Origin of the sequence: Bacillus sp. PK3_68 (assembly GCF_003600835.1) — a bacterium.
GTDB lineage: Bacteria > Bacillota > Bacilli > Bacillales > Domibacillaceae > Pseudobacillus.
The window spans coordinates 142607-157818 of record NZ_NQYC01000002.1; the positions used below are offsets into that span (position 1 = coordinate 142607).

9 protein-coding genes and 5 pseudogenes are annotated in these 15212 nt (G+C 36.9%); 6 read left to right on the forward strand and 8 right to left on the reverse strand.

Annotated features, from left to right (window positions below; all coding sequences use genetic code 11):
- Nucleotides 1-412: 412 nt before the first annotated feature.
- From CJ483_RS22930 to CJ483_RS25345, 4 genes and pseudogenes are all read left to right on the forward strand, one after another.
- A pseudogene (locus tag CJ483_RS22930) lies at nt 413-1353 on the forward strand (ATP-binding protein).
- A gap of 12 nt (nt 1354-1365) precedes the next feature.
- Complete coding sequence (locus CJ483_RS22935; RefSeq protein ID WP_120038454.1) at nt 1366-2058, forward strand: tetratricopeptide repeat protein; 693 nt, start codon at nt 1366-1368, stop codon at nt 2056-2058.
- Nucleotides 2059-2303: 245 nt separating this feature from the next.
- Complete coding sequence (locus tag CJ483_RS22940) at nt 2304-3107, forward strand: hypothetical protein (RefSeq protein ID WP_142927254.1); 804 nt, start codon at nt 2304-2306, stop codon at nt 3105-3107.
- 88 nt (nt 3108-3195) lie between these two features.
- Nucleotides 3196-3400: pseudogene (locus tag CJ483_RS25345) on the forward strand (IS4 family transposase); the annotation flags it as partial.
- Nucleotides 3401-3520: 120 nt separating this feature from the next.
- Here the strand turns inward: CJ483_RS25345 and blaI are convergent.
- Both blaI and CJ483_RS22955 read right to left on the reverse strand, forming a co-directional pair.
- Nucleotides 3521-3916, reverse strand: coding sequence for a penicillinase repressor BlaI (gene blaI, locus CJ483_RS22950; protein WP_120038460.1), 396 nt, complete (start codon nt 3914-3916; stop codon nt 3521-3523).
- Between the two features lie 61 nt (nt 3917-3977).
- Nucleotides 3978-5749 (reverse strand): annotated as a pseudogene (locus tag CJ483_RS22955) (BlaR1 family beta-lactam sensor/signal transducer).
- Nucleotides 5750-6307: 558 nt separating this feature from the next.
- On the opposite strand from CJ483_RS22955, the gene bla reads away from it, so the two are divergent.
- Nucleotides 6308-7186: a class A beta-lactamase gene (gene bla / locus CJ483_RS22960; RefSeq protein WP_481747757.1), complete on the forward strand. Its 879-nt coding sequence runs from the start codon at nt 6308-6310 to the stop codon at nt 7184-7186.
- Between the two features lie 245 nt (nt 7187-7431).
- Here the strand turns inward: bla and CJ483_RS22965 are convergent, their stop codons facing one another.
- The 4 genes and pseudogenes from CJ483_RS22965 to CJ483_RS22985 all read right to left on the reverse strand — a co-directional run bounded on the left by CJ483_RS22965 (nt 7432) and on the right by CJ483_RS22985 (nt 13366).
- Nucleotides 7432-7995, reverse strand: coding sequence for a methyltransferase family protein (locus CJ483_RS22965; RefSeq protein ID WP_120038462.1), 564 nt, complete (start codon nt 7993-7995; stop codon nt 7432-7434).
- 1352 nt (nt 7996-9347) lie between these two features.
- Nucleotides 9348-9836 (reverse strand): annotated as a pseudogene (locus tag CJ483_RS22975) (DUF4279 domain-containing protein).
- Nucleotides 9837-10534: 698 nt separating this feature from the next.
- On the reverse strand, nt 10535-12496 hold the full coding sequence (gene ltaS, locus CJ483_RS22980) for a lipoteichoic acid synthase (RefSeq protein ID WP_120038464.1): 1962 nt from the start codon (nt 12494-12496) through the stop codon (nt 10535-10537).
- 426 nt (nt 12497-12922) lie between these two features.
- Nucleotides 12923-13366: an AraC family ligand binding domain-containing protein gene (locus CJ483_RS22985; RefSeq protein ID WP_120038466.1), complete on the reverse strand. Its 444-nt coding sequence runs from the start codon at nt 13364-13366 to the stop codon at nt 12923-12925.
- Between the two features lie 274 nt (nt 13367-13640).
- On the opposite strand from CJ483_RS22985, the pseudogene CJ483_RS25350 reads away from it, so the two are divergent.
- Nucleotides 13641-13828 (forward strand): annotated as a pseudogene (locus tag CJ483_RS25350) (hypothetical protein); the annotation flags it as partial.
- Here the strand turns inward: CJ483_RS25350 and CJ483_RS25905 are convergent.
- A complete protein-coding gene (locus CJ483_RS25905) occupies nt 13812-13979 on the reverse strand; it encodes an aspartyl-phosphate phosphatase Spo0E family protein (protein WP_120038468.1) in 168 nt (55 codons plus the stop codon). The pseudogene CJ483_RS25350 and the gene CJ483_RS25905 sit on opposite strands and share 17 nt — an antisense overlap.
- Before the next feature lie 328 nt (nt 13980-14307).
- The gene (locus CJ483_RS23000; protein ID WP_120038470.1) at nt 14308-15081 is read right to left on the reverse strand and encodes an acetoacetate decarboxylase family protein; all 774 of its coding nucleotides are present in this window, start codon (nt 15079-15081) and stop codon (nt 14308-14310) included.
- Nucleotides 15082-15212: the final 131 nt, after the last annotated feature.

A 15212-nucleotide genomic window follows, 5' to 3' on the forward strand; every position in this document is an offset into this window, starting at 1 on the left:
CCTCAAAACAATTGAGCAAAAGCCTGATACTCCCCCATTCACAACAAAATAAAGAAACCATTTTGAAAAAAGATGGCTCAAAATGATTTCTTATCCAACGAACCTATTCTCATTTTGTAAAAGGTTGGCCCTGTATTGCTCAGCAATTGTGCCCTTTTGCGGAGAATTCACTTATAGGATTCTTACGATTAACCGTACTATTAAAATCATTTTTCCTCTTCATTAAAATATTAGCTAAGCGCGGACCTGACCCGATTTTCTAAAACATTAAGACTTTTATAATATTGAAAAATAGGCATTTAGTGACTTATGATGAATAAGGTGCTTTATTGGTAATACCTTCTAGTAAGATTTTTCATGCTTTTAGACAAAGATTTTTCAATCTGTAAAGTCCTTGACTGGGGGAATCAAAATGAATAAGGAAAATCAACAGGACAAATTAAAAGTGATTTCGTTTGATAAGGAGCAAAATAAAATTGTGGAGTTAGAACAGAAGCGCGAAACGTTTGAGGACGTTGGCGGTTTAAAAGAAGTGAAGAAAAAAATAAAAATGGATTTTATCCTGCCGATTCAATCGCCGGATATTTTTAAAGCCTTTGGAAAGGAAATAGGAGGCGGCTTACTCTTTTACGGCCCGCCTGGATGTGGAAAAACTTTTTTGGCTCGAGCGGTAGCGGGTGAAATTAATGCTCGTTTTATCCATTTAGACCTGCAGTCCATTCTTTCAAAGTGGACGGGTGAGGCAGAACAAAATTTGCATGAGTTTTTTGAAGATGCTCGAAGAAGAACCCCTGCGTATTGTTTATTGATGAATTAGATGCCCTCGGAGGGAACCGGCAAAAAATGTCTGCCCATCATGAACGGATGCTGGTCAATCAATTGTTAATTGAACTTGATGGCTCGGCTTCAGATAATGAAGGAATTTATGTCATTGGTGCTACCAATACCCCATGGTATCTGGATCCGGCACTAAGACGTCCTGGCCGATTTAATTCGTTGATCTTTCTGCCGCCGCCGGAATTAGAAGAACGGAAAGCCATTTTAACGATTAAGACGAAAGGAAAACCACAGCAAGGCCTGCAATTGGATCTAGTGGCAAAATATACTGAACATTTTTCCGGTGCCGATTTAGAATACTTAGTGAAAGACGCGATTGATTCAGCCATTGCTAGATCATTTGAAACAGGAGAAATTCAGCCTTTAACCAATCAAGATTTATTGTCTGCGATGGAAAAACGGCAGCCAACGACGCTTGAATGGTTTGCAACAGCCAAAAGTTATGCCACGTTCAGTGATGCTAATCAAGAATATAAAGATGTGCTGGACTATATTTATAAAAACAATTTGAAATAAAGGATGAAGTAAATGGAAGAATCGTTTCTTAGCAAAGTGAACCTCATTAAGTCTTACATCCAGAATGGGGAAATTGATCAATCAAGAGAGCAGGCTGAGGAGGTTATACGAAAACAGCCAGAAGATTATCCCGGCTATTTATTAATGGCCTATCATTACTATACGTTAAAGCAGCCTGATGATGTGGTGGTTTGGATAAACGAAGCACTTCGTAGAGCACCTGAAGATGAGGAGGTGCTTACACTAGCGGTATTGATGTACGATGATCTCCGAATAGAGGAATCAAAGCGGAAAGAATTGATAGAAACAGGCCTCCGTCTCTACCCTCAGAGTCATTATCTGCACTCTCAATATGCCCGTCTCCCTTCTATTACACAGGAGCAAGGATTAGCTGCCCTTCAAGAGGCAATCAGGCTCCACCCTCAGAATGATGAGTATTTAAAGGATTATAGTATGGCCATGTTTAATCTTGGCAATTGGAAGGAATCAGAAAAATATGAGCAGCTAGCATTGCAAGCAAATCCGGAAAATAGCAAAAATTTGCTGGATTTTGCCTGGGCCGCCTACGAGAGAAAAAAATATAAAAAGGCCCAAATTCTGATTGAAGAAGCAATGAGACTTGAACCTAATGATCCAACCATTCGAGAATATTATAAAAAATCTATCCTACCAAAAATGGCTTCATTCGCGCAAAACGAGAAATGATGCTGACTCTGCAAAAAATATGGATTGCTCCTGTTCAATTTATTGTGAGATTTTCAAAAGATAAAATATCGTTAAGATTATTAGCAGTGATTGTATTGCTTTTAGAATTAGCCGGATCTTACGCTCTTTTAGGGAATAACTTATTTATTATCATGGGTGCTTTTTTTCTGGTCCTGTTTATATGTTCAAAAATAGCAAAATCGATATTAATAAAGTCCGGATTTACTGAATCAGAAGAAGCGGCAATGCAGAAGAAAACAAAAGCTACACAAAAAACGGCATTAAAGGAGATGAGAAAAGAGCTGGCAAAAAATCAAGAGCAGCCTATTCAAACGCAAGCTGCATTGTCATCCAATGAGTTAGAAGTAAAATTATCGAAAATTTGGGGTTCTGCAGACATTGACGCCATTAAGGAGAAAACAGTGGTGAAAGATGCTGTACTGCAGCCTGAGCCGGCTATTCAAAAAAAGGAGACAACGATGGATTGGCCAAAGGAATATAGGAAGTGGCCAGCCTATTGTTTAATGTTAGGGATTGTTCTAAGCTTTATGGTACGATTTATTCCAGCGATGATCGACGATTATAATCGTCCTGAACCTATATCACCAGAAATGAAAGAATCCATTACTATGGTGCAAGAACAGCAAAAGCAAGACAAGGACATGGCGATTATCAAGGAAAATATGCCTGCTGTCACTCATTTTACGCAAAGTTTAAAAGATGGCAGCCTAATAGATACTATGGGACAATTTGTTGCCAAAGATTATGAACCAGCACTACAGGAAAATATCAATCATCCACTCCTAAAACAATTAGCCAACGCTAAAATAGACAAAGTAAGCAATCAAAAATTAGGCTTAGCTATTTCTTACTTTTTGTTGATCAATGAGGAAGAGAACGTTCAGGCCATTGTCCAAGCGGCAGGAGGACAAATTACACATCTTTACTCGGAAACTTGGAGCCAATCAACCAAAGAGAAAGAAAATTATCAGAAATTGATGAGCCAAATCGAAGTAGAGGGCAAGGATTTTAAAGAAATCGTAGAATAGCACTAGCCTTGTATTCGTTTAATCACGCTATTCAAGACAATTAAAATGTTCAATTTTATTAGTTTGTACAAACAAAAAGTCCTTTATAATGAATAAGATTATATGCACCACTTCATTTGGACAATGGTTTTCACCCACAAATCCGAAAGTTTTTGTGGGTGAAAACATGGAAATTAGATTCCTGTGCCAAAACATTAACGATAAAATCATTCTTAAAATTGCTGCTTTTTGTGCAGCTATATGAAGCCAAAAGACTCCATTTGCTAAGTGATTGTCTTTTCGATCCTCGTCTTCTGCTCCCCTATTATCAAATGTAGAGGAGCTGTAACACATGGTAATCCTCCTCTTTCTCCTACTACAAACTATAATGGACATTCAGTGATCAAATGTTATGATTTCAACTACTTGCAATTTCACTTTTTGGTTCTCTTTTTGTTAGGCTTTTCGTCCAAAATGGAACGTAATTCTTTAATGTCCGTTTCTGACAAGGAATCCTCTTGGATAAACTGAACTAGCATCGACTTTAACGCTCCACCATAAATTCGCTTAACAAAAGACTGTGCCTCGGCGCGCTGACATTCATCTTGCGAATAAAGTGGAAAAAAGGTATAAACCCTCTGATCTTTATTGACACCTATCACTTCCTTGTGAACGAGACGATCCAAAAGAGTACGCACAGTTTTCGGCTTCCAATCCGTTTTTTCCTGCAAGACAGATATAACATCATTGGCCGTTTGTGGAGCCTTTTTCCACAGAACATTCATTACTTCCCATTCTGACTCTGAAATATTTGGGATTTCCTTCGCCAACCTTACCCTCCTCCTTCTTTTAGATGACATACAACATGCTTTAACTTATTCTGCTGTTTCCTTAATAGATTCCTTTATCTCTCAAAATTGATAACGTTATTTTCGCTGCCTTGCTTCCATAACTATTATCTTCATTTTGTATATTTGTTGCAAAGAAATAAGTATTACTCTTGGTCTCTACATATCCAATGAACCAACCGTTTATATTTTTGCCATTAACATTGCCAGTGCCCGTTTTCCCGGAGAGCCGGGAATCGTTGTATGCATCTAATATAAGGGCATCTTTCACGGTTTGGATATTCTTATTCTCAAAACCAAATTGATTTGTATAAAACGCTGATAGCAATTGTACCTGTTCAATGGGAGAAATCTTTAATGAAGATTCCAACCAATAATCTGATCCCCAGAAAGATCATAGTTTCCATAGCCTATCTGTTCGAGATAAGCCTTGATGGTGTCTTGCGGGATTCTTTGGTTTAACTCCTGGAAATACCAGGTGACTGAATTTCTCATGGCACTTGATAGGTTTTGATCCGCATTCCAAGATTCATAAGGATATTTTGTTCCATTCCATTTCATAATGGAATTGTCCTTTGTTATTACATTTGACTCTAGTCCAATTAACGCGCTATAAATCTTGTAAGTAGAATTCGGAGAAATTCTCAGCGTGCTTTTATCTTTATTATATATACTATATTGATTAGCTTTCATATCGTATAATACAAAGCTTCCATCATATCCAACAAAATAATCGCTCAAATCCTCGTAAAACGCGCGATCATTAGTAAAATCGTAGCGATCATTAGTAGCGGCCATTGCAAAAATGAAGGGGATCTGACTTGCTACAAATACACCTATAACGGTAAAGATTGAAATACTTTTCAGCTTCATCCACTTCGACTCAATTGTAAAGGATGCGATTTTTTCAATCCGTTTTTTTATCTGCTCCTTGGAACCATTAAACTGATTGGCCCAAGCCAAGTCTTTTGAGTGTGATGCTAGATCTGCAAAATTAATAATCGCATTCCCATAATCTGCATGACAATGCTCATCTAAAGATTTTAAAACAGCCATATCGCAAGCTATTTCACGATCCATTCTCATGTTTTTAAAAGCAATCCATACAAGCGGATGAAACCAATACAAAATTTGATACATGATAATGAGATAATTCGTTGCTATATCTTTGTATTTATAGTGATGCAGTTCATGCATAAAAATGTATTCGATGTCTTTTCTGGACAACCATTCGTCGAGACGTACCGGCAGCACAACATAGGTCTTAAATAGACCGAATGTCATTGGAGATTTGACGAGTGGTGATTCTCCTACTATTAAAGGTTTAGATATATTTAAATCCTGCTTGCATCGTTCAAATAAGTGTAAAATGGCTTTGTTGTTCAAGACGGTTATCGTATTTTTTATTTTCTTTAATTTAAACCAGGCATGGAGGAAAAGGACAGCCATAACTAACATGCCTGCAATCCAAATACTTGTTAAAACAGCATTCAAGAATGTCAAATTAAGATGATTGACAGATACCGTAAAGTCCTCTATCCAATTTGTATTACTAAGCGCAGAACCTTCAGTGGCATGGATAGAAGCGTTACCAACTCTATTGCCGTGATTGATGTTGAATAGATTAAAATGATTTTCAAAATGAATCCATTGCTTCGGTATAAATGGAAGCGTTAATGCGATTAATAATAAAAACCATAGGTTGTATTGCCATTTTGCTGAAAGTTGATCAGAGAATAATTTCCTAATAAGCAAAATAACTACTATAGTCATAGATGACACAATAAAACTTGTGACTAAATGGCTGAAAAACATATCTCCTTACCTCCATTTTCCGAAGTATCACTATAATCCTTTACACTCCCCTGATCCCTTCCAATAATTTCAATTGCCTTTATTGTGATTTATTCCATAAAAATGGACATCAATTTGTTTCTTATCCATTTACAATTTTATCACATCTTTGAAGCACTCAAGTTTAGCACTTCATTATCTATTTATCAATTTTCAGTATAAAGTGTTAAAACACATAATCTTAGAGAATCATGGCCTTTAGGATCTTTTCCTGAAAGAGTGAGAAATTTTTTTAGTTTAAAGAGATTGACTTCCACAGACTACAAATGTAATATTTGATTACAAATGTAGTCCAATATTGATTAAGGGAGGCATAGATTGGATATTTCGTGACTACTCAGTGATTTTAAATTAGCGCTATAAGTAAACAGCCAGCCAATCAGTGAAAACAGGACTCGCTTCATTATGGCTAGTCCAAAGAAGCCCGTTACATTTTGAATAGATAAAAACTAGAAAGAGGTTATGGATTTGAGAAACACACATAAACACAAATTTAGCATGCGTCATTTTACACAGCTCATGTTGTTGCTGGCAGTGATTATACTCACTGCTTGCGTGGATAAAGACCATTCGACTGAGGCCCCATCTAAAGAGGAAAATGAAGTAGGACAAAGAGCAAATATAGACGAAAAGCTTGCCCAGCTTGAGAACGAGTTTGATGCTCGGATTGGTGTCTATGCGATTGATACGGGCACGAACCAGACGATCGAATATCGACCAGAAGAGCGTTTCGCTTTTGCCTCTACTTACAAAGCTTTAGCCGCAGCCCTCTTGCTGCAGCAAAATTCTTTGGAAGAGCTTAAAGAAGTTATCACCTACACCAAGGATGATTTAGTTCCTTATTCTCCGATTACAGAGAAACATATAGATACCGGGATGACCCTTTTGGAATTAAGTGAGGCGGCAGTTCGATTCAGTGACAATACTGCGGGGAACCTCTTATTTGAGGCATTGGGAGGTCCTAAAGGATTTGAACAAGCCTTAAGACAAATAGGTGATAACGTTACCCAGGCGGATCGCTTTGAACCAGATTTAAATACATTTACTCCAGAAAATACTCGTGACACTAGTACACCGAAAGCTCTTGCCACTAGTCTCCAGGCATTCGTAATCGGCGACTTGCTTTCGGGTGAGAAGCGTGAACAGTTCGCAGATTTGCTGCAAGGGAATGCTACAGGCGATAAACTGATTCGTGCGGGGGCGCCTGAAGGCTGGAAAGTCGGTGATAAGAGTGGAGCTGGAAGTTACGGAACGAGAAATGACATTGCAGTTGTTTGGCCACCAGACAGGGAACCCATCGTTATGGCCATTATGTCTCGTCATGATACAAAGGATGCCAAATATGACGATGCGCTGATTGCGCAGGCTGCCGAGATCACCCTTAACGCCCTAAAGTGAATGCAGTAAATTGGGCAGGTTAAATAATTTTGGATACTTCTTGCTCTAAAAAGTTTGGATCCATTTAACATACATTCGAAAAACAATGCTGTTATAATAATTAAAAAAACCAAATCGTAGCCATAGCTAATTCGTAAAAAGTTGTAACGAAGCAAAGGGTGATACCTATTAGTCATAACTAATAGGTATCACCCTTTTACTTCCTGTTCCACAACCGCGCCCTATTGCTTAATAAGATCGTTTAACTAAAGGTAACGACGAACTTTTTTACAGTATTGTTTATATTCTTCACCGTAAATCTTCATCAACGATTGTTCCTCAAGAAGTACTTGCCGATTAAAAAGCCAATAACCTACAATCAAATATAATAGTAAAATCCAATTTGGATAAATAAAAAATTCTCCTAATAAGACTAAACCAAAAGCAGTATATATCGGATTTCGACTTATGGCAAAAGCCCCAGTTGTAATTAAAGAACCTGGGTTATCTTCATCTATTCCCACCCTAAAGCTTTTCCCGAATGAAATTAAACTGTATAGGAATAGTGAAAGACCGAGTAAGCATAAGGCTACCCCGATCCAGCCAACGGATTCATTTCTAAACAGTTCTGTTCCCAATCGTGGTAAGTTAATGATATTGGAAAAAATCACATAAAATAATAGCACAGCAAATGGAGGTATAATGAAATCTCTTCTGTCCATTTCGCCAAATTTAAAGGCTTTAATGCCAAGTTTTTTTAATTGTATTGAACGAATGATTACCATCGTTATCAACAAAACTATTGTAATAACGGCAATAGATTCTTGCATACTGAACCACCTTTAGTTTACTATTTTTATCTTGTCCTCTTCGTTTCTCCTTTAAATCTTATTCCGTCAAATGGCCCGCTCGTTGAATATCATAACAGCTATTTTAATTTTAAATGACTTTATTGTCTTTAAATGACTTTATTATGATTTAAACAACTTTATTATCATTACACAACATAAATTTGCCGGATCGGCTGTCCTCTCCAATATGTCTTAAACAGTTTTTCAAATTGAGTATTCAGGTCTTTCGTGCAGTTTGTCTGTCTAGACAGCTGCATTTGATGTTTAACTCCCCTTTCTTCAATGCCCTAAGCAAGAGCGACTTTCCCTGCTGCTACGTGGTGCAAACGAAGTCTCATCGCTACTTCATCGACCATTTCATGAATCACAATCATAATCGCTCGTTCGTTATAATAATCACGAATTATTATTTGACTTTTAGAAAATAGTTTTTGCGCAAAAGTGAGCTTTTACGAACGACATCTTATCCTTAAAGCGAAAGATTTGTTAAACGATGGTGTGGACTTTTGAGCAAACAAAAAGAACCCTGTCCCATAGAGTCCTTCTAGTATTCCTTATTTAACTAAAGCCCGATTTACTTTAAGTACATATTTTCACAAACTTATAACAAGGATGCTACCCTGCTACTATAATAAGAAAAGACAGGCCCAGTAAGCCTTGCCATCCAATAACTGATAAGGTTGTTTTTAAAACAATTCAAATGATTAACTTTTATTGATAGCCTTACGACGTTGAATAAGAAAAGAAATTGAATAAGAAATTATTAAAATCATCCCTATTAGCAAAGCTATAATGAAGCCCAGCATATCCTGTACACCGACCCATCCAATCGTAAATGTAAGAAAAAAGAAAAAAGAAAAAAGAATAAATAACAAAAACCAACCAGAATGATAGCAATAGGAACGTTAAACGGGAAGAAACTTTTCCAACCTACTGCTAAAAAACGGAAATGCTCAGTATAGTGATCGAGATAATAATATGAAGTGTCCCCCAACGGAATCCCGCACGAGATTGTGCATCTTCACCAAAGGCAGGTGTATTGTATAGATCATATAGTGTGATAATTGCAGTAATAACCGCTGTCAATACAACTAGTATGAAAATACTCCAATTTATAGTGTTCAGGTTTTTATTTTTCATTTAATCCCCTTGACTCCCTCCCGAAATGTCCTACTGACCAAAAAGTAATTGATTCGTTTACTACAACTTCAACAGAAAGGGAACTTCTCCTTCTTCGAGAAAACTGCCCCGTTTGTCCAATAAGAACTTAAACAAAAAGCGTTCATCCTTCTTAGATCAACGCCTCTGTTAGTTGAAGAATAATTGCTTTTTTAGTCCTCAAAATTTTCATCATAAGGGTTCGCATACAAAGCTATATCAAATTCAGCTTTTATACTATTTGCAAATTCAATCTGTTCCTTATCAATATGCAAACCAGGTGTGTATCCACTTTTCATTATTATAACAATGGAAAAATGGCATTCCAGTTCATACTCCGTTTTCAACTAATTTATTAAAGCTGCTTTATTTTTTAACTGTCCTAAAATTTGGTCCATTTGCTCTTTCACATCAAAGGACTCTTGATAGCCTGTGCTTAATTCCCAAGCTGTTTCTAATCGATAATGATTTTTTGTGGAAGTAATATTTTGATTAAGGGGCCTTACAATAACATCACCCTTTTTATAGGTTTTTGTAGGTTCAATTTCCAATGTTTCAGTCACATAATCAATTGGAAATTCATCTCCATACAATGTAAAGTAAACCATTACTTGAGTTTTATCCAAATTAAACTTTCCCCTCCAATAATTCTTATTTTCCATTTGTATAGTGATAATGTTCCTTATCTCACGAATGTATAACTCTCACAAACTCATAGGAATTACAAACAACGACCACATCGATACTAAAATACCTGACAGAGGAACAACAACGAAGAGAACCTTCACTCTGTTATCTTTTGCCTCCTTCTTAGCAATAGACATGATTATCATTGCTACCATCATAACGTAGAAGAACCAACTTAAATACGTTGACCACCCAAAAACTGCAACATTACCGAACCCTGTTAGACCATAAATTATAAACCCTAAACCTTGAGCAAATATCCTCTAATAACGAAGCTATTACAAATAATACACAGATTAGTATGATCTGCATCTTTATCTTTACCTATACCACCCCCAACATGCCATATCTTGAAAGATAGTGCTAAAAAATAGCCCAATTAGAACCATTACAAAGAAAAAACATTTTGAAATAACATTAAGGCTCGTATTCTCTCTCTTTCGTGAGGAATAGCAGAACAACTATGTACGATTAAACAAATTTGTTAATAACCGTTATTTAATTAAACTACCCCGTTAGTGACAGAAGAATTTTTAAACAACTAGGTTATTTTTTAAATGACTTTATTATCTCTGCACAAGATGAAGAAAAAACACTTACACGAACAGAAACCCCGGACAAAGGAACTTTTAACCTTCCAGTGTTCGGGGGCAGCTCATTGATATATCTCTGTCTACTTCTCTTCCTTATTTATTTCTAACTCTCCGGTATTGGTATAGTCGTATTCCGACCTGTCTACGGGTGTAAAGTTTGGCGGTGAATAAAATCTAAGCAAATCACCATTTACAACTCGGTCTGAAAGCTCTAGTTTGTACTCCGCCTCTTGCTGAAGTTCCTTAGCTTTTGAAAGCCGGGCTTCTTCTAATTTTTCTCCTGTAGATGAATTGTAAAACTTGCCGTTAATGGACGTAACGGCCGGACTAACGAAGTCGCCATTACGGAATGGGACCAGCGAATCGTGCTTATCGGATAATATATCTGTGCCGAATTGAATATATTCCTTTGAATCAATTCCAAGTAGATGGAGAAGTGTTGGAAGCAGATCAATTTGTCCGCTGTATTCGTGGTTGACTCCCCCTTGGATGCCAGGTGCGTGAATGAATAAAGGTACTCTTTGTAATCCCGTACTTTCAAAAGGGGTTATCTCTTTTCCTAACACCTGCTTCATCGCCTTATTATGATTTTCAGAAATGCCATAATGATCGCCGTACATAACGATCACCGTGTTATCATACAAGCCTGATTCTTTTAGAGCCGTAAAGAATTGCCTTAACGCTTCATCTGCATATCGGGCCGTTTGAAAATAACGGTCAACAGATTTATCACCGGTTGTATGAGGCGCAATCGTTGTCTCCTCATCCGCTATCGTAAACGGATAATGATGACTTACTGTGATAAATTTCGTGTAAAATGGCTGCGGCAATGATTTTAACAAAGGCATTGACTGCTCAAAAAATGGCTTGTCCATTAAGCCGTAATCCGCTAAATCTTTCGGATTCATTTCATAGTAGCTGGAATCAAAAAATCGATCGTAACCAAGTGATTTATAAATCTCGTTACGGTTCCAAAAGCTTCCCGAATTTCCATGGAATACAGCCGAAGTATAGTCATACCGATCTAAAATAGCTGGAGCTGCCTGATATGTGTTTAACCCTTTGGTAGTAAAGGCTGCCCCTTGCGGCAGACCGTATAAAGAGTTTTCAATCATAAATTCTGCATCCGCCGTTTTTCCTTGGGCTGTTTGGTGGAAAAAGTTATCAAAATAAAGGGTGTTTTTATCCCTTGTTAACGAATTTAAAAATGGTGTCACTTCTTCCCCGTGTAATTTATAATCAATTAAAAAGTTTTGAATGGACTCAAGGTGCAAATAGACGACATTCATGCCTTTAGCTGCACCGAAGTATTTCGGATTTGGTTCTGCATAATTTGTTTTTACATAATTGTTCACTTCTGTGATGTCATCACTATCTGCCAGTACCCTTTGTGCAGAGGCCCTTGTGCTTTGAACCGCATCGTAAATGGTGTAATTATACATCCCTAAATACTTTACGATATATTTACGATCAAATCCCCTTGTCAATAATTCAGGGCGATCGGCCTCTGCTAATGCTAAGTTAACACCTGAAATTCCCATACCTAACAATAGGACTGTGCTTGCTTTCAAGCGATTCGTATCTTTCATTTCGATCTTCACAAACTTCAAGGCCAGCAGTCCTGCCAAAAGGACAAGATCAATGAAAAATAAAAAGTCATATGGTTTTAAAAGATACACTATACTTGTGCTTACATCGCCTAAGTTTTCCGTTTGGGTTAACGTCGGCAACGTGACAAAGTCATTGAATGACCGGTAATACAAAACATTAGCAAACACCAGGATGGACAAGAGTGTATCTATGATTAATAGGGCTATATACTTTCTTCTTCCTTTAAAAAAGAACGCCAACCCTAAAAACAGTAAAGACGAGCCTAAAGGGTTCAGAAACAGCAGAAACTTCTGTACAGAATTATCTATTCCTAATTCAAATTGTGTTAATTGGACAACATAGGTTTTCACCCATAGAAGAACGGCTGCTATAATAAAAAAGCCAATAAATTTGTTCGAAAATCCTTGAACCTTTTGAAACACATTATTCATTCTTGTAAACCTACTTTCTAGCAAACTTCTTTTCTAAAACTATTAATCTAGTGGTACTTTCTTTGAACTATCTAAAGTTGAGATTCTTGACTTTAAGCAAAGTGATGAAGGTCTATCACTTCTCTACCGTACACTGTTTATATGTCCGCCGTGTGTCCAAGTGAACAAATTAAGCAAGATGCTACTAATAACCTAGAGGTCCAATACTGCACTCCTGTCAGTACGGAAGATTATGACAATGCGGAGGAGCATATGGCACGTACAGAATGAATGGCAAAGAACATACTTCCCCTCTTCTTTATAGGACGACACTAAGTAACCCCTCCTTTATTATAAGGAGGGGTGTTATCAGAATGGATCTGGCAATAATATAATCGTGTGAACAAATTACTTGATCCCTTCAATCTTGCTGATGTTGGCTTCAATTTACACAAATGCAGGTTCCGGTAATATATGTTTTATATAAACCGCCTCCCCATCACTTTCACCATGGAAAGTAACAGTTGTGCCAGGACTGATAACTACAACATCACCAGCTTCTGCTACAAAATTATTCTCTTGGTCATCACTTAAAACAAACTTTCCACTAATAACAGTTTGGATTTCCAAGAAATCATGCTTAAAATCAAAACCTTTTGTAGCTTTTTGCATTGAGTACAATCCTAATGTTATTGCTTCTTTATTTTCAGTAATTGGAAAGTCCAGGATTTGAGCTTTAACTTCAGGTATCCCTAATACTGTATTTAATTCTTTCTTTTCATAAGATCCCGCTCTAATTAATTGTATTCCTGGCTTTCGGCTTAAGTAAGTGTAATTGTCTTTTGATAATGCTTTACTCATTTTTTTCACTCCTTTTTTCTTTTCACTCATTTGTTTAATTTCATATATCTCGATTTCTAGATAAACATGAAAAATTATTGGTTTTGCAAAGTTTATGCCTTGAATTCATATATGTTGAATTCAGTATTTTAAATGTTAACTTCCCAAATTTTATTTTTCAGGTCGGGCAAGAAAAAAACTATCTGAAACCGTCACAGTATTTTACTGTAGTTGGGATCTGTGTAGCAAAGACAAAAAGTATAGTTTATTCTAAACTCTTCAGAGGCGCCAGGAAAAGGACACCTGCATTATGTGAGATAAGCCAAGCTACCGCGAAAGCTATTTGACAATGGAAAGGTTAGCCGAATCAGACATTGTTACTTCTGCTAAATTTGTTGAAGTAAATCCAATATAGATGATAAAAATAAAATAGAAACAACTGCTGTTACTCTCATTGGGTCATTATTTTGGAGAAAAGGTAGAATAGAAAAAGCAGTTACTTACTCTTATTGATTGCGGTAAGTAACTGCTTTTTAATAAGTTCATACTTGTTTAATAGGTGATCTAGATAGTGACTTATTTCAATTACTTCCGCTGAAAATAACGATTTAATTTTAGTTATCTGGTTCATTTGCTCTCTGGAATTCTCAATTTGTTGCAGCAATTCTTTTTCTTCAAAACAAATATCTATCTACTCCTTTAAATAAGATAATTATCAAAGTTCCCAGAAGGTAAAATCTCTTAAAACTATTTTTTATTTAATTCACATGACAAAGGTTCTTTAGGTACGAATAATCTAGATAAGGTTTAACATTACAACATTTTCCGAAAGGCGGTTTACACATCAGAATTTGTGTTAACTCGCCACTTCAATAAATACAGAGAGAAAATTTCTTTGTTGATCACACGTTCATCAAGTACAGCCTGTTTCCTGTACTTGATGAGTCGTGATTGTAACTGTCCTTGAGATAACCATCTTGACCTCTTACTAGTCAATCTTTTTCTTCTAAATAATTACGAATCGTTCTACCCATTGAATAGGTAAATGAAAATTTTCCATACATAACAGAAGGAGTTTCTAAAGGCTGCAGGGGTTGTAAACTTGTTGCCGGTTCTCCATCAGGGAATTGAAATTTTATTTCTTTTACATCAACTTCATATATTTCTGCCGTAAAAGGCAGGGGGAATTCATTTAATTCACTGAGCGCGGCACCCCCACCTTGAGGAAGAGGGAATTGACGATGGGCATAATAATTCAAATGCCCTCCCATTGTCTCTACGATTTCATCCCCAATGCTTACAGTAGTCTTGATTACAGGCTGTCCATCAATTGTTAATGTCGATATCAACTCATTGCCATTTCTCTCTCTTAAGCAAGAGCCTGGCAAAGCAGGTACACCCATAAACTCACGTGTATACGTTCTCATCAAGTTCGAGCTGTTCCAGTAATGGGCAAAGTAGCGCCCAGGAATGCTGATTGCTCCATTAGCGGCTAAACTATCGTGATCAGCAACTTCAATCGTTAAGTAGGTCAGACTAAAGGAACCAAAACCGCTGGTTTGATCTGGATCAGGCACATCATACATATTCATCTGAACCAAACCATTGGGATGAGGTTCTAGACCCGGCGGAAGTACTTCACGGAGCGCGTCAGGATCTGCTTTGTAACCTATTATTAGCATCCACGCATCTCTAATTAATTGAGGTGTAGGAGGGATTGCCCATTTATTTCTGGGCATTCCTAAATACGGTACACTCTTTGTCATTTGTGATTCCCCCTAATTTCCGTCGTCATTTCTACAAATCTCCTAAAATATATATACTTATCTTCATGAGTTTATTATTTCTCATTCGGGGTGAAATAAGTGGCACAAACATCTCTGAACAAAGCTAATTC

Excerpts from the sequence above, each read along its gene's own strand:
- CJ483_RS22965 (WP_120038462.1), bottom strand. The coding sequence starts at position 7,995 with ATGCAAGAATCTATTGCCGTTATTACAATAGTTTTGTTGATAACGATG.
- CJ483_RS23000 (WP_120038470.1), bottom strand. The coding sequence starts at position 15,081 with ATGACAAAGAGTGTACCGTATTTAGGAATGCCCAGAAATAAATGGGCA.
- bla (WP_481747757.1), top strand. The coding sequence starts at position 6,308 with ATGTTGTTGCTGGCAGTGATTATACTCACTGCTTGCGTGGATAAAGAC.
- ltaS (WP_120038464.1), bottom strand. The coding sequence starts at position 12,496 with ATGAATAATGTGTTTCAAAAGGTTCAAGGATTTTCGAACAAATTTATT.
- CJ483_RS22985 (WP_120038466.1), bottom strand. The coding sequence starts at position 13,366 with ATGAGTGAAAAGAAAAAAGGAGTGAAAAAAATGAGTAAAGCATTATCA.
- CJ483_RS22935 (WP_120038454.1), top strand. The coding sequence starts at position 1,366 with ATGGAAGAATCGTTTCTTAGCAAAGTGAACCTCATTAAGTCTTACATC.
- CJ483_RS22940 (WP_142927254.1), top strand. The coding sequence starts at position 2,304 with ATGCAGAAGAAAACAAAAGCTACACAAAAAACGGCATTAAAGGAGATG.